19 protein-coding genes are annotated in these 18636 nt (G+C 71.0%); 9 read left to right on the top strand and 10 right to left on the bottom strand.

What is annotated here, in order from left to right; all coding sequences use genetic code 11:
- The first annotated feature begins 11 nt into the window (after positions 1-11).
- Genes ACYVGI_RS01905 through ACYVGI_RS01895 form a run of 3 tightly spaced genes read left to right on the top strand, consistent with a single transcriptional unit; the run spans position 12 to position 3048 of the window.
- On the top strand, positions 12-1238 hold the full coding sequence (locus tag ACYVGI_RS01905; RefSeq protein WP_460630966.1) for an alanine racemase: 1227 nt from the start codon (positions 12-14) through the stop codon (positions 1236-1238).
- On the top strand, positions 1235-1999 hold the full coding sequence (locus ACYVGI_RS01900) for an ATP-binding cassette domain-containing protein (RefSeq protein WP_460630965.1): 765 nt from the start codon (positions 1235-1237) through the stop codon (positions 1997-1999). Before ACYVGI_RS01905 ends, ACYVGI_RS01900 begins: the two co-directional genes overlap by 4 nt.
- The gene (locus ACYVGI_RS01895) at positions 1996-3048 is read left to right on the top strand and encodes an SIS domain-containing protein (protein WP_460630964.1); all 1053 of its coding nucleotides are present in this window, start codon (positions 1996-1998) and stop codon (positions 3046-3048) included. Before ACYVGI_RS01900 ends, ACYVGI_RS01895 begins: the two co-directional genes overlap by 4 nt.
- Here ACYVGI_RS01895 and ACYVGI_RS01890 read toward each other — a convergent pair.
- Positions 3032-3931: a LysR family transcriptional regulator gene (locus tag ACYVGI_RS01890; RefSeq protein ID WP_460630963.1), complete on the bottom strand. Its 900-nt coding sequence runs from the start codon at positions 3929-3931 to the stop codon at positions 3032-3034. The genes ACYVGI_RS01895 and ACYVGI_RS01890 overlap by 17 nt on opposite strands.
- 213 nt (positions 3932-4144) lie before the next feature.
- On the opposite strand from ACYVGI_RS01890, the gene ACYVGI_RS01885 reads away from it, so the two are divergent.
- From ACYVGI_RS01885 to ACYVGI_RS01870, 4 genes are all read left to right on the top strand, one after another.
- A complete protein-coding gene (locus ACYVGI_RS01885; RefSeq protein WP_460630962.1) occupies positions 4145-9130 on the top strand; it encodes an ExeM/NucH family extracellular endonuclease in 4986 nt (1661 codons plus the stop codon).
- 191 nt (positions 9131-9321) lie between these two features.
- A complete protein-coding gene (locus ACYVGI_RS01880; protein ID WP_460630961.1) occupies positions 9322-9750 on the top strand; it encodes a hypothetical protein in 429 nt (142 codons plus the stop codon).
- Entirely contained in the window at positions 9744-9962 is a 219-nt protein-coding gene (locus ACYVGI_RS01875; RefSeq protein ID WP_460630960.1) for a helix-turn-helix transcriptional regulator, read from the top strand. The genes ACYVGI_RS01880 and ACYVGI_RS01875 overlap by 7 nt, the downstream gene beginning before the upstream one ends.
- Before the next feature lie 22 nt (positions 9963-9984).
- The gene (locus ACYVGI_RS01870) at positions 9985-10974 is read left to right on the top strand and encodes an NAD(P)-dependent alcohol dehydrogenase (protein ID WP_460630959.1); all 990 of its coding nucleotides are present in this window, start codon (positions 9985-9987) and stop codon (positions 10972-10974) included.
- 28 nt (positions 10975-11002) lie between these two features.
- Here the strand turns inward: ACYVGI_RS01870 and ACYVGI_RS01865 are convergent, their stop codons facing one another.
- The 6 genes from ACYVGI_RS01865 to ACYVGI_RS01840 are packed head-to-tail and all read right to left on the bottom strand — an operon-like array spanning position 11003 to position 15733.
- The gene (locus ACYVGI_RS01865; protein WP_460630958.1) at positions 11003-11326 is read right to left on the bottom strand and encodes a CHY zinc finger protein; all 324 of its coding nucleotides are present in this window, start codon (positions 11324-11326) and stop codon (positions 11003-11005) included.
- Entirely contained in the window at positions 11323-11919 is a 597-nt protein-coding gene (locus ACYVGI_RS01860) for a CbiQ family ECF transporter T component (protein WP_460630957.1), read from the bottom strand. The genes ACYVGI_RS01865 and ACYVGI_RS01860 overlap by 4 nt, the downstream gene beginning before the upstream one ends.
- Before the next feature lie 7 nt (positions 11920-11926).
- Positions 11927-12685, bottom strand: coding sequence for an energy-coupling factor ABC transporter ATP-binding protein (locus ACYVGI_RS01855; protein WP_460630956.1), 759 nt, complete (start codon positions 12683-12685; stop codon positions 11927-11929).
- Entirely contained in the window at positions 12682-13851 is a 1170-nt protein-coding gene (locus tag ACYVGI_RS01850; protein ID WP_460630955.1) for a thiolase family protein, read from the bottom strand. The genes ACYVGI_RS01855 and ACYVGI_RS01850 overlap by 4 nt, the downstream gene beginning before the upstream one ends.
- Complete coding sequence (locus ACYVGI_RS01845; RefSeq protein WP_460630954.1) at positions 13848-15026, bottom strand: ANL family adenylate-forming protein; 1179 nt, start codon at positions 15024-15026, stop codon at positions 13848-13850. The genes ACYVGI_RS01850 and ACYVGI_RS01845 overlap by 4 nt, the downstream gene beginning before the upstream one ends.
- Positions 15023-15733 carry a biotin transporter BioY gene (locus tag ACYVGI_RS01840; RefSeq protein ID WP_460630953.1) on the bottom strand — a complete coding sequence of 237 codons (711 nt, stop codon included), beginning with the start codon at positions 15731-15733 and terminating at the stop codon, positions 15023-15025. The genes ACYVGI_RS01845 and ACYVGI_RS01840 overlap by 4 nt, the downstream gene beginning before the upstream one ends.
- A gap of 115 nt (positions 15734-15848) precedes the next feature.
- Here ACYVGI_RS01840 and ACYVGI_RS01835 point away from each other — a divergent pair, with 115 nt between their 5' ends.
- A complete protein-coding gene (locus tag ACYVGI_RS01835; protein ID WP_460630952.1) occupies positions 15849-16478 on the top strand; it encodes a TetR/AcrR family transcriptional regulator C-terminal domain-containing protein in 630 nt (209 codons plus the stop codon).
- Here the strand turns inward: ACYVGI_RS01835 and ACYVGI_RS01830 are convergent.
- From ACYVGI_RS01830 to ACYVGI_RS01820, 3 genes are all read right to left on the bottom strand, one after another.
- Entirely contained in the window at positions 16459-16836 is a 378-nt protein-coding gene (locus ACYVGI_RS01830; protein WP_460630951.1) for a DUF3566 domain-containing protein, read from the bottom strand. The genes ACYVGI_RS01835 and ACYVGI_RS01830 overlap by 20 nt on opposite strands.
- A 77-nt stretch (positions 16837-16913) precedes the next feature.
- Complete coding sequence (locus tag ACYVGI_RS01825; protein ID WP_460630950.1) at positions 16914-17549, bottom strand: ScbR family autoregulator-binding transcription factor; 636 nt, start codon at positions 17547-17549, stop codon at positions 16914-16916.
- A gap of 151 nt (positions 17550-17700) precedes the next feature.
- Positions 17701-18048 (bottom strand): VOC family protein, encoded by a 348-nt coding sequence (locus ACYVGI_RS01820; RefSeq protein ID WP_460630949.1) that lies wholly within the window; start codon positions 18046-18048, stop codon positions 17701-17703.
- A 104-nt stretch (positions 18049-18152) separates the two neighbouring features.
- On the opposite strand from ACYVGI_RS01820, the gene ACYVGI_RS01815 reads away from it, so the two are divergent.
- Positions 18153-18548, top strand: a complete 396-nt coding sequence (locus ACYVGI_RS01815) for a PIN domain-containing protein (protein ID WP_460630948.1) — start codon at positions 18153-18155, stop codon at positions 18546-18548.
- The last annotated feature ends 88 nt before the right edge of the window (positions 18549-18636 follow it).

Genomic DNA, 18636 nt, shown 5'->3' with positions numbered 1-18636 from the left:
AGGACGAAGCGATGTTCCTCGACCTCCTCCGGCGCCGCAACCAGGCGCTCCTCGACGCGGCGACACGACTGCACCAGAGCGGGCAGCTCCCGCCGAACACCTACGTCATCGACCTGGATGCGGTGCAGCGCAACGCCTCCGCCCTTGCCGCGGAGTCCGCGCGGCTCGGTCTGACGCCGTTCGCCATGACCAAGCAGATCGGCCGCAACCCCGACGCATCCCGTGCCATCGCCGCCGGCGGCATCCGCCACGCCGTCGGCGTCGACCTGGAGTGCGCGGTCGCCGCCGCGGCCGGCGGACTGCGGACAGGTCACCTCGGCCATCTCGTGCAGATCCCCCGGCACAGCGCCGCGGCCGCCGCCGCTCTCGAGCCTCTCTACTGGACGGTCTTCTCCGAGCAGAAGGCGCGCGAAGCCGGTGCAGCGGCTGCAGAGCGCGGCCGGGTCCAGGATGTGCTCCTGCGGATCGCGGCGCCGGGCGACCGGTTCTACCGCGGCCACGAGGGCGGGTTCGACGCGGCCGACGTGGTCGCCGCCGCCGACCGCGTCGACGAGATTCCCGGCGTGCGCTTCGCCGGAGTCACCACGTTCCCCGCGACGCTGTTCGACGCCGTGACCGGCACGGCGCGCTCCACCCCGAACCTCCAGACCCTGACGACGGCGCTGCGGTCGCTCGAAGCGGCAGGCAGGACGAACGTCCAGGTGAACGCGCCGGGGACCACTTCGGTCTCAGTGCTCGAGACGCTGGCGGCCGCAGGCGCCACGCAGGTGGAACCCGGCCACGGCCTCACCGGCACGACGCCGCTGCACGCCGTGCACGACCTCGTCGAGGAGCCGGCCATCGCATACCTCTCCGAGGTGTCCCACCTCTGGAACGGCGACGCGTACGTGTTCGGCGGCGGACTCTACGTCGACCCCGTCCTCGGCGGGGCGACGACGAGTGCGCTGATCGTGGAGCAGGGAGGGGACACCGCATCCGCCCCAGAGCTGCCGGTCGACATGCCGGCCGCGGACGCCATCGACTACTACGCCACGATCCCGGTGCACGGCCGCGCCGTCCAGCCGGGAGACACCGTCCTGTTCGGCTTCCGGCCGCAGGTGTTCGTCACCCGCGGCCTCACCGCGGGCATCTCCGGACTCAGCACGGGCACGCCCACCGTCGCCGGCATCTGGTCGGCCGACGGCTCGGCACCCATCACAACAGCAGCCGCGCTCGCCGCGACAGGGAGGACAGCATGACCCCCACCACCGCTCCACTGGACACCACGGTGAAGCCCCTTCGCCTCGACGGGATCACCAAGCACTTCGGCGGCATCGTCGCCATCAAGCGCTTCGACCTCGAGATCGAGCCAGGCGAGATCGTCGCCCTCGTCGGCGACAACGGCGCAGGCAAGTCGACCCTCGTCAAGATCATCTCCGGCATGTACCAGCCGACGGACGGCGAGATCTGGGTGAACGGCGAGCGCGCCAGTTTCCGCGACCCGTCGGACGCGAGGAGCAGGGGAGTGGAGGTCGTCTACCAGGACCTCGCGCTCGTCGACCTGCAGCCGGTCTACATGAACCTGTTCCTCGGCAGGGAGCTCCGCCGCAAGCCGTTCGGAACCCTCGACAGGAAGACGATGGCCGCGCGCACGCAGGCGCTCGTCGACGAACTGGATGTGCGCATCCCGTCGGCGCGCGCGACCCTGAGCGACCTCTCCGGCGGGCAGCGTCAGGGCATAGCGATCGCCCGCGCGACCCACTGGGCGAGCAGCCTGGTGCTGATGGACGAGCCGACCGCCGCGCTCGGCGTGGCGGAGACGGCCAAGGTGGAGGAGCTGATCCTCAAGCTCAAGGAGCGCGGCGCCGCTGTGCTCATCGTCAGCCACAACATGGAGCAGGTGTTCCGCGTGGCCGACAGGGTCACGGTGCTGCGCCGAGGCACCCAGGTCGGCACCAGACGCATCGACGAGACCACGCACAACGAGCTGGTCGCGATGATCACCGGCCTCAGCTCGTGACAGGGAACGCCGCACCCGGCCACCGGATGCACGCGGAGATCGCCGAGCAGCCAGACCGCTGGCTCGACCTCCTCCTCGCCCGCGACGCGATCGACGCCGCGGCCGCGCTGATCGCGGGCACGCGCCCTGAGCTGCTGGTCTTCGCCGCCAGGGGGTCGAGCGACCACGCGGCGATGTACGCCCAGTACCTCGCCCACAACCTGCTGCGCATCCCCGCCATGCTCGCGACCCCGGCGAGCGTCACCGGCTTCGGCACCCAGCTCGCATACCCGCGTTCCGTGGCGCTCGCCGTCTCCCAGTCGGGCAGCTCGCCCGACCTCCTGGCGACCGTGGCCTCCTTCGCGGCGGCAGGCGTGCCGGTGGTGGGATTCTCGAACGACGAGAGCAGCGCGCTCGCATCCGCGTCGGAGGTGCACGTCCCGCTCGCGGCCGGAGCGGAGATGTCCGTCGCCGCGACGAAGACGTACACCGCAGAGCTCCTCGCGCTCGCGCTGACCCTGCACCGCGCTGCGGGAACGGACTGGACGGAACTGGACGAGCGCGTGCGCGCGCTCGCGGCGTCGGTCGCGGCCGACCTCGCGAGGCCGGATGCGGTGGCGGACGCCGTCGCGACCATCGAAGGGGTCGACCGCGTCCTCGTCGTCGGCCGCGGATACTCGATGGCGTCGGCGCGCGAGGGCGCGCTGAAACTCATGGAGACCAACGCCATCGCCGCCTCCGGGTGGAGCGCGGCGGACGCGACGCACGGCCCGCTCGGTCAGGTGATCCCCGGCACGGTGGTCATCGCGCTCACCGGCGGTCGGGCCGGACGCGACTCCGTGCTGTCGTTCGCGGACGCCTCAGCAGCGCTCGGCGGAACGGTGATCGAAGTCGGCCCGGGACTGATCGCCGGCGCGACCGCGCGCATCCCGCTGGAGGAGAGCGACGCCGAGCTGCTGCCGGTGCGCGAGATCGTGCCGCTGCAGCGCATCGCCCTCGAACTCGCGCGGAGCAGAGGTCTCGACCCGGACAACCCGGCCGGTCTGCGAAAGGTCACGCTGACGGTGTGACAGGGGCGGGCTCGTCCCGCCCCAGCTCCTCCCGCACGAAGCGCGCGAACTGCGACGCCGCGGCCGACTCGCTGCGCGCCAGGTTCCTGGCCAGCCCGATCACCCGCACGGCTTCCTCTGCCAGCGGCACGAGCGTGACGCCCGGTTCGGTCGACGAGTCGGGAAGCAACGCGATGCCGACCCCGTCGCGCACCAGCGCCTGCAGCGTGACCAGCTCTGTCGCCTCCAGCACGATGTTCGGCACGATACCCCGGCGGGCGAAGTACGCGTCAGCGATGTGCCGCAGCCCGGAGCCCGTGCGCAGGGCCACGAACTCGAACGGCTCGAGGTCGTCGGCGTCGATCACCTCGCGCCCGGCAAGTGGATGCGCGTCCGGCACGCCGACCGCCAGCTTCTCGGAGGTCAGCGGTTGCCACTCGATCTCGCGGTCGCGCGGGTCGGGACTCAGGAAGGCGAGGTCCGCCGCCCCCTCGCGCAGCGCATCCAGGACCGTGTCCGCCGTGCCGCCGCGCAGGACGAACCGGATGTCGGGGAACAGGGTGCGGTACTCGCTGACCACGCGCGGGATGAGCCAGCTCCCGAACGACGACACGTATGCCACGGACACGGTTCCCGCTGACGGGTCGCGAAGCGCGTCGATGCGGGCGCGGGCGTCCTCCAGCTCTGCCTGGGCGCGGATGCCGTGGGCGAGGAGGATCTCGCCGTACTGGTTCAGTTCGTAGTGGTTCTTCTTGCGGTCGAACAGCTCGACGCCCATCTCCGCTTCGAGTTTGGCGATCGAGCGCGACAGGGTCGACTGGGACACCCCGAGGGTGTCCGCGGTGTCGGCGAGATGCCCGTCCGTCGCCAGTGCCCTGAACTGGGCGATCTCTTCGATCCGCATGGTGCCATCATGCCGGACGGAGTGCTCCTGTGTCGGCGGGTCATGGTGCAATGTCAGATATGACGGCGACGGCTTCCCCTCCCTGCTCGGATGAGCACCCTCGAATGGGTGACGTTTTCTGTACGTTCACTCAGGAGTCAGAGTCCGGCCCACTGCGCTCCATACGGTGTGCGAGGGCTCAGCAGTCCGACCCGTTTCCGACCAAGGAGAAGCATGTCTAGAAGATTCGGCAGAGCGTGGCAGATCGCCACCGCAGCCGCTGTGGGGGTCGGTCTCGCTGCCGCCCCTCTCACGGCGTTGCCGGCCACGGCCAGCACCGATGCCACCAGCGTCGTCATCAACGAGGTGTACCTGTCCGGCGGCAGCGCGGGCTCCGCGTACGCCAACAAGTTCGTCGAGCTCTACAACCCCACCACCCAGCCCGTGTCCGTGGACGGCTGGTCGGTGCAGTACCGTCCGGCGACCGGCACCGGCGCTGCCACGGGCTTGACGGCGCTGACCGGGAGCATCGCGCCGTACGGCTACTACCTCGTCAAGGGCAGCAGCAACGGCGCGAACGGCGCGGCCCTTCCTGCGCCGGACGCGACGGGCACGCTCAACCCCGGCGGTGCGGGCGGCACGCTCCTGCTGGCGTCGACGGCGACGCCGGTCACGCTTCCTGTCGGAGATGTGAAGAACGCTGCGCAGATCGTCGACCTCGTCGGCTACGGCACGTCGAACACGTTCGAGACGAAGGCGGCGACGGCGCCGACAGGCAACACGGACGTCAAGTCGCTCGTGCGCACCGGCTTCTGGGACAGCGACGACAACGGCGCCGACCTGAGCCTCACCGCGACCATCACGCCGCAGAGCTCTGCAGACCCTGCAGGCGGCCCGGCCACGGAGCCTGCGCCGGGAGGCACCGACCCGGGAACGGGGACCGATCCCGGCCCTCCCGCTGAGGACAGCATCCCGATCGCCGAGGTCCAGGGAACGGGCGACGCAAGCCCGAAGGCCGGAACCACCGTCACCACCAGCGGTTTCGTCACGGCGGCATACGCCACGGGCGGCTTCAACGGCTTCTTCATCCAGACCCCCGGCACCGGCGGCGCGATCGACCTCGCGACCCACACGGCGTCCGACGCTGTCTACGTCTACGGATCCGCTGCCGCGGCGGCCGTCGCCATCGGCGACTACGTGCAGGTCACGGGCGCGGTCAGCGAGTTCGCCGGCCTCACCGAGATCACCCCGGCCTCCGCAGCGGGCGTCGTGAAGCTCGACGCGACCGGGGCGAGCGCTCCGAGCCCCGCCACTGTCGGCCTTCCGGCCACGGACGCACAGCGCGAGAGCCTCGAGGGAATGCTGCTCGCACCGCAGGGCGCGTTCACCGTCACCGACGTGTACTCCACGAACCAGTACGGCGAGATCGGCCTCGCAGCGGGCGACACGCCGCTGGTGCAGGCCACGGAGACCGCCCGACCCGGCACCCCGGAGTACGCGGCCGCCGTCGCCGGCAACGCAGCGCGCGCCGTCACGCTCGACGACGGAGCATCGACCAACTTCCTCAGCGCGGCCAACAAGGCGAAGCCGCTGCCGTACCTGTCGCAGACCGCCCCCGTGCGCGTCGGGGCACCGGTGACGTTCACGAAGCCGGTCGTGCTCGACTTCCGCAACAACGTGTGGAAGTTCCAGCCGACCTCCGAGCTCACCCCGGCCACCGCGGCCACCGTGCAGCCGGTCACGTTCGGGAACACCCGTACAGCCGCTCCGCAGAATGTCGGTGGCGACCTCAAGCTCGCCACCTTCAATGTGCTGAACTACTTCACCACCACCGGAGACCAGCTCTCGGGCTGCACGTTCTACACGGACCGCGACGGCAACAAGATCACGGTGAACAGTGGATGCGACGCCCGCGGAGCAGCGGACGCCGCCAACCTGAAGCGCCAGCAGGACAAGATCGTCGCCGCCATCAACGGTCTCACCGCCGACGTGGTGTCGCTCGAAGAGATCGAGAACTCGGCCAGGTTCGGAGCGAACCGCGACGACGCGCTCTCGAAGCTCGTCGCCGCCCTCAACGCGGCTGCCGGCAGCCAGGTCTGGGCGTTCGTGCCCTCTCCCGCGGCAGTTCCGTCCAGTGAGGACGTCATCCGCACCGCCTTCATCTACAAGAAGGCGCACGCTGCGCCGGTCGGCGAGTCGCGCATCCTGATGGATGCGGCGTTCGCCAATGCGCGTCAGCCGCTCGCCCAGGCCTTCAAGAAGGTCGGGACGCGGGACTCGGCCGCGTTCATCGCCGTCGTGAACCACTTCAAGTCGAAAGGCTCCGGCACCGGGGCGGACGCGGACCAGGGCGACGGGCAGGGCGCGTCGAACGCATCCCGTGTCGCCCAGGCGCACGCGCTCGTCGGCTTCGCGAACACGCTGAAGTCCACGCTCGGCTCCGACAAGGTGCTGCTGATCGGCGACTTCAACGCCTACCTCAACGAAGACCCGATCAAGGTCATCACCGACGCCGGGTACATCGACCAGGTGCACACCCGCACCACGAAGGCGACATACTCCTTCGGCGGCACGGTCGGCTCGCTCGACCACGTGCTCGCGTCGCCGGCGGCGAACACGGTGATCACAGGAGCGGACGTCTGGAACATCAACTCCGGCGAGTCCATCGCACTGGAGTACAGCCGCTACAACTACAACGCGACGAACTTCTACGCCGCAGACCAGTACCGGTCGAGCGACCACGACCCGATCGTCGTAGGCCTGGGGCTGGGCGCCGGGGCGAAGACCATCAACCTGCTGAACATCAACGACTTCCACGGTCGCATCGACAGCAACACGGTCAAGTTCGCCGGAACCATCGAGAAGCTGCGCGCGGCGGCGGGCGAGCAGAACACTCTGTTCCTCTCCGCGGGAGACAACATCGGCGCCTCCCTGTTCGCCTCGGCCTCCGCCGGCGACGTCCCGACGATCGACGTGCTCAACGCGCTCGGTCTGAAGACGAGCGCCGTGGGCAACCACGAGTTCGACAAGGGCTTCTCCGACCTCACCGGCCGTGTGAAGGACGCGGCCGACTTCCGCTACCTCGGCGCGAACGTCTACACGAAGGGCACGACCACCCCGGCACTGCCGGAGTACGCGACCTTCACGGTCGACGGGCTGAAGGTGGCCGTGGTCGGCGCCGTCACGCAGGAGACGCCGACGCTGGTGTCGCCCGGCGGAGTGTCGTCGCTCGACTTCGGCGACCCGGTCGCCGCGGTCAACCGCGTCGCCGCCAAGCTCACGGACGGCGACACGGCCAACGGCGAGGCAGACGTGATCGTGGCCGAGTACCACGAGGGCGCCGGCTTCGGCACGCCGGACGGCGCGACGCTCGACAAGGAGGTCGCCGCAGGCGGCGCCTTCGCCGACATCGTGACCAAGACGTCTGCGAAGGTCGCCGCGATCTTCACCGGCCACACCCACAAGCAGTACGCGTGGGATGCGCCTGTCCCCGGCGTCGCGGGCGCGACCCGTCCCATCGTCCAGACCGGAAGCTACGGCGAGAACATCGGGCAGATCACCCTGTCGGTCGACGGAGACACCAAGAAGGTCACCGGGCACACGGCGGCCAACGTGGCCCGCACGACGGACGCGGACGACGCGCTCGTCGCCGCATACCCGCGGGTGGCTGCGGTGAAGGCGATCGTCGACAAGGCGCTCGCCGACGCTGCGGTGATCGGAAACCAGAAGATCGGTTCCGTCACGGCCGACATCACCACCGCATACATCGGCGGAGCGCGCGACGACCGGATGTCCGAGTCCACACTCGGCAACCTGGTCGCCGACTCGCTGGTGTCGACCCTCTCGTCGCCCGAGCTGGGCGGTGCGGAGATCGGCGTCGTCAACCCTGGCGGGCTGCGCGCGGAGCTGCTGAAGGGCGCCGACGGTTCCGTCACGTACGCGCAGGCCAACGCGGTGCTGCCGTTCGTGAACAACCTGTGGACGACGAGCCTGACCGGCGCGCAGTTCAAGCAGGCGCTGGAGCAGCAGTGGCAGACGAACGCCGACGGGAGCATCCCGAGCCGTGCGTTCCTCAACCTCGGGCTGTCGAAGAACGTGAGCTACACGTACGACGCGGCGCGTGCTGCCGGCGACCGCATCACGAGCATCCTGGTGAACGGCGCGCCGATCGATCCGGCGAAGTCATACCGCATCGGTTCGTTCAGCTTCCTCCTGCAGGGCGGGGACAACTTCCGCGCCTTCGCAGCCGGGACGAACACGAAGGACTCCGGCCTGATCGACCGCGACGCCTGGATCTCGTACATCACCGCGAACAGCCCGCTCTCGCCGAGCTTCGAGCGTCGCGGGGTCGCCGTCACCGGCGTCCCGACCGGCACCCTCGATCGCGGCCAGCAGGTCACGTTCCAGGTGTCGAAGCTCAACCTGACCTCCCTGGGCAGCCCGGCGAACACATCGCTGGACCTGACCTGGCAGGGCAGCGCGGCGACGCTCGCCTCCGTCCCTGTGGACGCGGAGGGCGCTGCGACCGTGAGCTTCGCGGTCCCCGCCGACGCGGAAGGCGCGAGCGTGCTCGTGCTGCGCGCGCCGGACTCGGGCACCACGGTGCGCATCCCGCTGCTGGTGGCCGACGTGGTCGACCCCGGCACCCACCCGAAGCCGACCACCCCGCCGGTGCCCGCCGCGATCACGGCGTTCATCGACGCGCTGAAAGACCTCATCCAGGCACTCGGCGGCACGGACGGCGTGTTCCACCCCGGCGACAAGGTCACGATCAACATCGGGGCGGCGTTCTCCGGCACGTGGGTCTCGGTGTGGGTGCACTCCACCCCGCAGAACCTCGGCGGCGGCTGGATGCAGGTGCCCGCGAACGGTCAGGTGCAGGTGACCCTTCCCGCCGACCTACCGGCGGGCGCACACCGGATCGCGGTGCTCGACGCCGACGGCAACGTGCTCGGCTGGACCGCGATCACGGTGGCGGCGGCGACCGGCCCAGGCGACCCCGGCACGCCGGGTGAGCCGGGCACGCCGGGCACGCCGGGCACGCCGGGTGACCCTGGCACGGGAACCGGCACGGCGGGCGGCGGCAACGGCGTCATCCAGTCCGGGCTCGCCAACACCGGCGCCGACCTGGCGCCCGCGTTCGGTGCAGCGCTGCTCGGCATCCTCGGCGGGTTCGTCGTGCTGCTGATCGTCGCGCGCCGACGCGGATCGCAGGCCTAGCGGCACGACTCGTGCGAAACCGGCGGTGCCGAGCGCGCTGACCGCACCATTCGCACGAGCCGACGACCGGAGCGGGGCCGTCCTTTCGGGGGCGGCCCCGTTTCGCGCAGCGGCGTGTCAAAAATGCTTGACATTGAGTAAGACTCGCTTTACATTGGGCGTGTCAGGTTTGTTTGACATGAGGAGTTGAGATGTCCTTCGACGAGAAGAACGCGTGGGCGTTCCTGGCGATCGCGGTCGGCGGCTACGCCACCTATCTGATCGTCCTGTCTGCACGCGCGGGCGGTGCGGCGCTCACCAGTGTCGACTACGCGCCGATCCTGCTGTGGACCGTCGGCGGCGCGATCGTCGCCGGCATCCTCGCCCGCATCGCCATCGCCGTCGCAGCGCCGAAAGACGCGGACAAACGCGACCAGCGCGACCGAGAGGTCAAAGCGTTCGGCGACCGGGTCGGCCAGTCGTTCGTGGTCATCGGCGCCGTCGCAGCCATGCTCCTCGCCCTGGTGCGCGCCGACTGGTTCTGGATCGCCAACGTCGTCTACCTGATGTTCGTGCTCTCTGCCATCGTCGGCTCCGTCGCCACGCTCGTCGCATACCGCAGGGGGCTTCCGACATGGTGAAGCCCACCAGGGTGACCAATCGTCTGCGGTCGCTGCGGTTCGCAGCGGGCGAGATGACACAGGCCGAACTCGCCGACAGGGTCGGCGTGACCAGGCAGACCGTCATCGCCATCGAGCAGGGGCGGTACTCGCCGTCGCTCGAGATGGCATTCCAGCTCGCGCGGGTCTTCGGGGTTCCGCTCGACGATGTCTTCCAATACCCCGAGACCTGAGAACCCAGGAATCGAGAGACCCATGAGCGACACGACCACCACCACGATGTCCGCCATCGTCCAGCACGCATACGGCAGCAGCGACGCGATGCGCGTCGAGGCCGTCCCCGTGCCCGTCCCCGCACCCTCCGAGGTGCTGGTCGAGGTGCGCGCAGCCGGTGTGGATGCGGGCACCTGGCACCTGATGACCGGCCGCCCATACCTGATGCGCGTGATCGGCTTCGGCCTGCGCGGCCCGAAGGCGCGGGTGCGCGGCCTCGCTTTCGCGGGTCGCGTCGCCGCGGTCGGCGTTGACGTGACCGACCTGCGGCCGGGCGACGACGTGTTCGGCTCGGCCGACGGCGCGTTCGCCGAGTTCGTGCTCGCGCCGCACTCCGCGCTCGTGAAGCTGCCCGCATCCATCGGCTACGAGCAGGCGGCGGCCGTACCCGTGTCCGGGGTCACGGCGCTGCAGGCGGTGCGAGCGGCCGCGGTCCCCGCTGGTGGGAGTGTGCTCGTGCTCGGTGCGTCCGGCGGCGTCGGTCACTACGCCGTGCAGCTCGCCGTCGCGGCCGGAGCGACGGTCACGGGCGTGTGCAGTGCAGCCAAGGCGGCCTTCGTGCTCGGCCTCGGCGCCGCGGAGGTCATCGACTATCGCGCAACAGACGTGACGTCGACCGGTCGTTCCTGGGATGCGATCATCGACACGGCGGGCGACCGGCCGCTCTCCCGCCTGCGCCGCATTCTCGCGCTGACCGGAAGCCTCGTGATCGTCGGAGGAACGGGCGGCCCCGTGCTCGGCGGCATGGAGCGGGTGCTCGCCGCGGCCATCGCGAACCGCTTCACAGCGCAGCGCCTCATCGGGCTGGTGTCGAAGGAGAACGCGACCGATCTCGCCGAGCTCGCCGCTCTCGCCGATGCGGGAGCGTTCGTCCCCGCAGTGGATGCCGTGCTCCCGCTCGACCGCGCCGGCGACGCCGTCGACCTGGTGGCCTCCGGCGTGCTGCGCGGCAAGGTGGTCGTGGTGCCGTGACAGCACTGCCCTCGGAGGGGCGGTCTCGTCACGCCACCCGGAAGTACAGCTCCGTGTGCAGCCGGCAGCCGGGGTTGAACGCGGCGCCGCACGCCGGGCACGCCTCCACCCGCAGGTACTCCGCGATCGTCAACTCGTGCTCGCACACGCCGCACAGCACCGCGCGTTCGTCGCGCTGGTCGAGCGGCCACTGCTCGGCCGGATGATCCGCCGTCTCCGTGTGGCAGAGGTGGCACGGGTAGTACTCGCGGCAGCAGGCGAACCGGATCGCGATCACGTCGAGGTCCGTCCGATAGTGGATGCACCTGGTCTGATCGTCCACGGTCGGCCCGAGCACGCGCATCCCCGTCATCGCACGCCCCGGGCGGTGAGCGCGTCGCCGAGGTCGTCGGCGTGCTTCAGCGAGACCACGAGGAACGGAACCACGAACCCGACGATACCCGCCTTGGCGCCGCGGGCGCGCTGGGCTTCTCGCACCCCCGTCGCCAGCCTGGCCAGCACGGGGACCGTGTTGATCGTGACCGCGAGCAGCAGCGCGACCCGAGCCCCGTCCACCCCGATCCGCTCGAACGGACGCAGGCCGCGCTCGAAGGCGTCGAGCAGCGCTGCGACCCGGGTGGTGAGCACGAGCATCCCGGCGAGCAGGATCGCCGCGAGCACGCGGGACGTGTTGGCGACGGCGGATTCGGCGTCGAGGAAGATCAGCTGGCCGCCGAGGGTGATGACGATCACCCAGCGCACCGCGATCACCTGCCGGGCGAGCTCGCGCAGTCCGAGCCCGCAGATCAGATAGCCGAGCACGGCGACCGCTGCGGCGACGCCGGCTGCCCACCAGGTGGAGGGCAGGAACGACACGGCGAGCACGACCGCCAGCAGCGCGGCGGCCTTCGGGCCCGCGGCGGCGCGGTGCATCCAGCCGTCGCCTGGCCGGTAGAGGGTCACCATCGGGGCCTCACCATCGCAGGCTCGCCTCGTACGCGGCGATCACGTCGCCCGGTGTGCCGATCTCCGCGATCCGTCCGGCGTCGAACAGCACGGCGAGGTCGCACCGCTCCGCCAGTCGGAGGTCGTGGGTGAGGAGGACCAGTCGGTGCCCCGCGTCCTCGAACAGGTGCTCGGCCACACGTCTGGCGTTGCGCGCATCCAGGTAGGCGGTCGGTTCGTCGGCGATCACGAGCTGCGGTCGCCTGATGAACGCTCCGCACAGGGCGAGCAGTTGCTTCTGGCCTCCGGACAGGTCGTGCGCCGCCCTGTCGGCGAGCCCGGCGAGTCCGAACCGTTCGAGCGCCTCTGCGACGCGGGCAGCCGACTCCGCGGCGGGAAGCCGCTCGCTGCGGAGGGAGAACGCGGCGTCTTCGGCGACGGTCGGCATGATGATCTGCGCGTCCGGGTTGCTGAACACCATGCTCACGAGCTTCCTGAGCTGCGCGGCCTGCCTGGTCGGGTCGAGGCCGTGCACGCGCACACTGCCGGCGGTGGAGGAGACGAGCCCGGCGAGCAGGCGCGCGAAGGTGGACTTGCCCGACCCGTTCGCGCCGACCACCGCGATGCGGGATGCGTCGACGGTCACGGTCACGTCGTCGAGCGCGAGCGTGTCGCCGAGGCGCACGGTGGCGCTGTCGAGGCGGATGGAGCGCTCGGTGGGCTCGGGGTGCCCAGTGCGCTCCGGGTGCCCGGCGCGCTCCGCGCGTTCGGGGCCGCTGGCCGTCATCGCACCACCTCGAAGACCGCCGCGACGCCCATCCCGCCGCCCACCGACGCCGCAGCGACGCCGATCGTGCCGGCCGGCGCCCCGGAGCGCACCAGCCTGCTGAACAGGCGCACCGCAGCCACCGCCCCGCTCGCACCCCACGGGTGCCCGATGGCGAGCGCGCCGCCGTCGCCGCAGACGCGTTCGTCGTCGTCGGCGACGCCGATCCGGTCGAGAACGGCGATGGTCTGCGCCGCGAACGCCTCGACGATCTCGAACGCGGCCACCTCGCCGACGCCGCGGCCGGCACGGGCGAGAGCTTCCAGGATCGCCGGAGCCGCGCCGATGCCGGGCAGCGCCGGATCGCAGCCGACGGTCGCGTGCGCGCGCACCGCGAGCCCAGGCACGCCAGCGGCGACGGCCGAAGCGCCGGGCACGACCAGAACGCCTGCCGCCCCGTCGCTCACCCTGCACGAGTTCCCTCCGGTCAGCGTTCCGCCGTCGAACAGCGGACGGAACCTGGCGATCGCCCGCTCGTCCGCGCCGGATGCGCCGACCAGTTCGTCCAGCGCGACCCCGTCCAGGTCCACCAGCTCAGCGTCGAACCGGCCCTCCGCAAGAGCCGCCGCCGCGCGACGGCGACTCCGCAACGCGTAGGCATCCTGGCGTTCACGCGAGATGCCGTCCACGGCGGCCAGGTGCTCGGCCGCCTCGGTCATGCCGGGGTCGGGGAACCCGCTGGGCGCGAACGGCGCCCTGTTGTATGGCACGCCGTCGACGGACCGGATCGGCGCGGTCGACGCGCTCTCCACGCCGCCGGCGATGCGCGCCCGGTCGTCGCCGGCGCGGATAGCCGTGGCGGCGTCCACGATGGCGGCCAGCCCGCTGCCGCACTGCCGGTCGACAGTGACCCCGGGAACCTCCTGCCCCAGCCCGGCGAGCAGCGCGGCGACTCTGGCCGGGTTGCCGCCTGGCCCCATGCAGTTGCCGAGGACGACGTCTGCGACCGGGATGGATGCGCGGGCGCCGGACGTCGCGCGCGTTCCTGGCACCGCATCCATCCCGTCTCGGACGACGGCGCGCAGCACCGGAGCCGCCAGCCGGTCGACCGTGACGCCTGCGAGCCCGCGCCCGCGTGTGGCGATCGGGGTGCGCCGGGCGGCGACGATCACGGGGGCGGTGCTCATGGCGCGACCACATCCCCGGCGGCGACGCTCCGCACCAGCTCCGCCCTGGCGGGTTTGCCGGTGGCGGTGCGCGGGAACGCGGAGGAGACGAACCACCGGCGAGGCAGATGCGTCGCGGCCAGCACCGTACGGGCCTGCTCCCGGAGAGCGGCGACGCTCACGCCACCCGCGGCGGTCTCGACAACCGCGGCGACCAGCGAGCCGACACCCGCGTTCGGCATCCCGAACACGACGGCGTCCGTCACGCCGGGCAGGGTGCGCAGCGCCGCCTCCACCTCGGACGGAATCACCGTGGCGGCGGCCGTGATGATCGCGTCGTCCGACCGGCCGAGCAACCGGATGCGCCCGTCGACGATCTCGGCCCTGTCGCCGACCGAGCGCCAGGCGCCGTCGTGCCGCAGCGGGCCATCGTGCGGGAGTGCGCCGTCGTGCCGGAGCGGGCCATCCTCGCCCAGGTACCCCACGGCCGCATACGGCGACCGCACCCACAGCTCGCCGCCACGCACCTCCACATCGACGCCGGGGAACGGCCGCAGCCCGTCGCCGTGATCGACGGCGACGAACGACAGCTCGGCGGCGCCGTAGTACGCCACCACCCGGATGCCGCGGGCCTCGGCGCGCGAGCGGGTGGACGCATCCAGGTCGGCGCCCCCGACCAGTGCCGCACGCAGCCCGGGAGCCGCGTCGGTGTCGAGGATCGTGCGGAGCGCGCGTGGTGTGCCGTGGAGCAGCGTGGCGTCCGCGACGTCTGTGGCGACCAGCGCGTGTCCGTGCGGGAGGGCGAGCGTGGGTCCGCCGTCCATCGCCCGCGCGATCGAGAACAGCGACAGCGAGGAGGCGGGCGGCGAGGTCAGCGCGAGCACGTCGCCGCTGCGCACGCCGAGGAGGTCGTCGACCGCGCCGAACGACGCCGCCCACGAGTCGGCGCTCCGCAGGACGATCCGCGGCGTGCCCGTGCTGCCGGACGTCAGCGTCGCCCACGCGATCCCCGCCAGCGGCCCAGCCGCCTCCGCGAGCGACCGCACCCGCTGCCACTGCTCCGCCGACCACCGGTCGTCGCCGACGAGCGGGATGTCGCCCTGTGCGCGCACTGCGTGGATGCGGTCCACCAGGGTGCGGGACTCCGCTGCCCCCGCCTCCCGCGACCGCAGGGGCACGATCCTCCCGGCTGTCACGACACCTCTGCGTCGTCGCGCGGCTGCTCTGCCTCGTCGCGCGGCTGCTCTGCGGCGGGGACGGCGCGGCTGCCAGCACCGGCCGCACCGGCCGCTCCGGCAGCTCCCGCTGCCCCCGCCGTCCGCGGCGCACGCAGCCCCGCCGAGCGGAACGCCCGCGGGTACGCCCGCACCAGGGTCATGGTGATGATCACCGCGAGCGCCGCCTTGACCAGGTCGCCCGGCAGGAACACCGTGCTCTGCAGTGCCGTCTCGGCGAGGGGAAGCCGGGTGACGAGCGCCTGCACCGGGATCCCGAACGCGTAGATCGTCACGATGCCGCCCACCACCACGCCGATGGCCGTCCTCGTCCATGTCGGGGTGCGCCCGCCGACGTGCACGATCAGGCCGATCACGAACGCGCCGACCACCCAGCCGAGCAGGTATCCGGCCGACGGGCCGACGAAGACGCCGATGCCTCCGCGTCCTCCCGAGAGAAGCGGCAGGCCGACCGCGACGAGCGCGAGCAGCACGAGCATCGAGATGGCGCCGCGCCACGGGCCGAGAACGGCTCCCGCGAGCATCACGCCGAGCGTCTGCGCGGTGATCGGCACCGCCCCGAACACGGAGAAGCCTCCCGGCAGGCCGAGCACGGCGACGATGGCGGCGAAGACGGCGATCCTGGCGATGTCGGTCGCGTCGATGCGGAGGGACGATGATCGTGACACGGGCGGGTTTCCTCACGGTCGGGACGAGAAGCGGGTTCGGTCCAGGGCGGTCTCCCGCGAGGACACCGGCCACTTGAACACTGTTCACCTGAACAGCGTTCACTATACTGATGCCGTGACGGAAACGGAAAGCACCGGCAGGCGGCACACCCGCGACGACGTGGCGCGCACCGCCCTGCGCATCCTCGATGACCACGGGCTGCCCGACCTCACCATGCGCCGCCTCGCCTCCGCCCTCGACGTGCAGCCGAGCGCCCTCTACTGGCACTTCCCGAACAAGCAGACCCTCCTCGCCGAGCTCGCCGACCGCATCGTCGGCACCGTCAGCGCTGCCACCTCCGCCGACGGCACCGCAGCCGCCGCCACCCCCGACTGGATGCAGGCCACCCGCGCAGAGGCCGCCTCACTCCGGGATGCGCTCCTCGCCTACCGCGACGGCGCCGAGGTGGTCTCCAGCACGTTCGCGCTCGGACTCGGCTCCACCGAGGCCGTCGACCGGCTCGCGTCCGCCGTCGCGCTCGGCGGCTTCGACGACGACACCGGTCGTCGGGCGGCCACCGCGCTGCTGCACTTCATCCTGGGGCACGTCTCGCATGAGCAGCAGCGGATGCAGTACGACAGCATCGGCGTCCTCGCCGACAGCGCGGCCGCATCCCCGCTGGACGAGGACGATCCCGCCGCCGCTTTCCGCTTCGGCGTCGACCTGCTGGTGGGCGGGCTGGAGTTCAGTCGCTCCCGAAGGTGAGCTTCCAGCCCCCGACGACACGGGTGGCCAGGTTGAACAGGGCGGCGAAGATCGCGCCGAGCGCCGACACCACGATGAGCTCGAGCAGCGCCACCACCAGGGTGAACGTGATGACGTTCGCGAACGTGAGGTCGGCGACCAGGGCGGAGCCCTGCGACCCGGCGATGCTCTCCAGGAAGTCGCGCAGCGAGCCGATCGCCCCGAGCTTGTCGAGCACGCTCCAGACCAGCAGCGCGATGACGACCGTGATGACGGCGAGCACGAGGGCGACGAGGAACGACATTTTGAGCGCTGACCAGAAGTCGATGTAGACCATGCGCATCACCGCGCGTTTACCCTTGGTCTTCCGTGCGCTCACTGTCGGCCTCCCCTGTTGCTGGTCGCCCGATGCTTCAGCGGCGATCCCCCGCAGTCAGTGTAACGGCGGGACGGTGTTCAGGCTTCAGCGACGAGCTGGGGGAGGGAGGACAGCGTCGCATACCGTTCCGCCGGCACGATCCCGGGGAGGATCACGATCCACATCTCGGTGACGCGCTGCAGGAGGTCGGCGCGGTCGGTGAGCGTTTCGGAGACGAGCTGCACACCCGTGAAGGTCGGGATGAGGAAGTGCGCGAACATGCCGGGGTCGACCGTGTCGGAGATGTCCCCTTCGGCGATCGCGCGCACCGCGAGCTCTTCGAAGGTTCGCAGCCAGTCGTCGTACGGCCCGTCGACGGGCCGCTCGAACCCGGACCTGTCGGTGGTCAGCCGGATGCCGGCCTTCACCACGACGTCGGTGATCAGTTGGTGCGCGAGTCCGGCGCAGAGCAGCACCATCGTCTGCAGCGCGGGAAGGTTCCTGCCCAGGATCTCCGCGCCGGACGAGAACGCCCTGGCGTGCTGTTCGTCGATCACGGCCCTCGCGATGTCGTCCTTGGACTGGAAGTGGAAGTACAGCGCGCCTTTGGTGACCGACGCCGCCGCGGCGATGTCGGCGATCGAGGCCAGGCCGTATCCGGAACGCTCGAACGTCTCCGAGGCGCCGAGAATGATGGCGTCTCTGGTTGCTTGGGCGCGCGCCTGTTTGACCATGAGGGGTCTCCTGATGAGGACCTCGACGAGGATTCGCGAGGGGAGTGACGGGGGTATGCACACCGTAATCGAGTTTTACGTGCATCAACCGGATGTCCGCGCGGACCGGCTCGTCTAGCGAGACGACCTGTCTGTCGGACCCCAGCGTCCATCACTCCGTGTTGTTCGGCCTCCACACCGCGAACCGGTTCCCGGAGGGATCGAGCAGGTGCGCGAACTGGATCGCCCCGTTGTCGATGAGCGGCAGGACGACGGTCGCGCCCAGCCCCTCGGCACGTTCGACGGCCGCGGCGACATCGTCGACGTGCACGTAGAACACCGCCCACGATCCGCCGCCGACGGCGCTGGTGTCCCACAGTCCGCCGGCGTCGCCGCCGACCATGCGGTATCCGGCAGGGGACGGCGGCCCGATCTGCCACCCGAACAGGCCGGAGTAGAAGGCGGAGCTCGCCTCGGGGTCCGGCGACCCGATCTCGAAGTAGTCCACGTCGTTGCTCATGCAGCGATTGTGCGCGCAACGGCGGCCGCGGGCAATGCATGCGAGAGGATGCGGGCGGATGCGGGGTCTTGCTGCCGCGCATCCACTGTCCTAGCGTTGCGCGGGTGACCAGGTATGTGATCGACGCTCCCGCCGCACTCGACCTCGCTGAGCGCGCCGCAGCAGTGGACCCGTCGCACAGCCTCGTCGCTCCCGCCCTGCTCAAGTCCCAGGTGCTTTCGGCGCTGTACCAGGCGGTCGCACGCGGCGCGCTCAGCAAAGCAGACGCATCGCGCCGCCTCGACCATCTGCGCGGCCTGCGCATCCGCTACCTCAGCGACCGCGTCTCGCAGGCGACCGCTTGGAAGGTCGCCGACGCCCTCGGCCTGCACGACACGCTATCGGCCGAGTACATCGCCGTGACCCAGCTCCAGGCGGATGCGCTGATCGCCCTCGACCCCGCGCTCGCCGCCGCAGCCGACGGGCTGGTCAGGGTGGCGTCGCCCGCCGAGCTGGGCTGAGCGGGCGCACAGGCAGTCGCTGCACATCGTCTCAGCCCCTCTCCCGCATCCACCCTTCCCCGGCGTACGTTGGTGTCATCCGACCGAT

Source organism: Leifsonia lichenia (assembly GCF_054780215.1).
The sequence above is the reverse complement of the archived record's forward strand: the minus strand, read 5'-3'. Positions and strand labels throughout refer to the sequence as shown.

Bases quoted from the DNA above. Each gene is read 5' to 3' on its own strand.
- ACYVGI_RS01905 (WP_460630966.1), top strand. From the start codon at position 12: ATGTTCCTCGACCTCCTCCGGCGCCGCAACCAGGCGCTCCTCGACGCG.
- ACYVGI_RS01900 (WP_460630965.1), top strand. From the start codon at position 1,235: ATGACCCCCACCACCGCTCCACTGGACACCACGGTGAAGCCCCTTCGC.
- ACYVGI_RS01890 (WP_460630963.1), bottom strand. From the start codon at position 3,931: ATGCGGATCGAAGAGATCGCCCAGTTCAGGGCACTGGCGACGGACGGG.
- ACYVGI_RS01885 (WP_460630962.1), top strand. From the start codon at position 4,145: ATGTCTAGAAGATTCGGCAGAGCGTGGCAGATCGCCACCGCAGCCGCT.
- ACYVGI_RS01880 (WP_460630961.1), top strand. From the start codon at position 9,322: ATGTCCTTCGACGAGAAGAACGCGTGGGCGTTCCTGGCGATCGCGGTC.
- ACYVGI_RS01875 (WP_460630960.1), top strand. From the start codon at position 9,744: ATGGTGAAGCCCACCAGGGTGACCAATCGTCTGCGGTCGCTGCGGTTC.
- ACYVGI_RS01870 (WP_460630959.1), top strand. From the start codon at position 9,985: ATGAGCGACACGACCACCACCACGATGTCCGCCATCGTCCAGCACGCA.
- ACYVGI_RS01865 (WP_460630958.1), bottom strand. From the start codon at position 11,326: ATGACGGGGATGCGCGTGCTCGGGCCGACCGTGGACGATCAGACCAGG.
- ACYVGI_RS01860 (WP_460630957.1), bottom strand. From the start codon at position 11,919: ATGGTGACCCTCTACCGGCCAGGCGACGGCTGGATGCACCGCGCCGCC.
- ACYVGI_RS01855 (WP_460630956.1), bottom strand. From the start codon at position 12,685: ATGACGGCCAGCGGCCCCGAACGCGCGGAGCGCGCCGGGCACCCGGAG.
- ACYVGI_RS01850 (WP_460630955.1), bottom strand. From the start codon at position 13,851: ATGAGCACCGCCCCCGTGATCGTCGCCGCCCGGCGCACCCCGATCGCC.
- ACYVGI_RS01825 (WP_460630950.1), bottom strand. From the start codon at position 17,549: ATGGTCAAACAGGCGCGCGCCCAAGCAACCAGAGACGCCATCATTCTC.
- ACYVGI_RS01820 (WP_460630949.1), bottom strand. From the start codon at position 18,048: ATGAGCAACGACGTGGACTACTTCGAGATCGGGTCGCCGGACCCCGAG.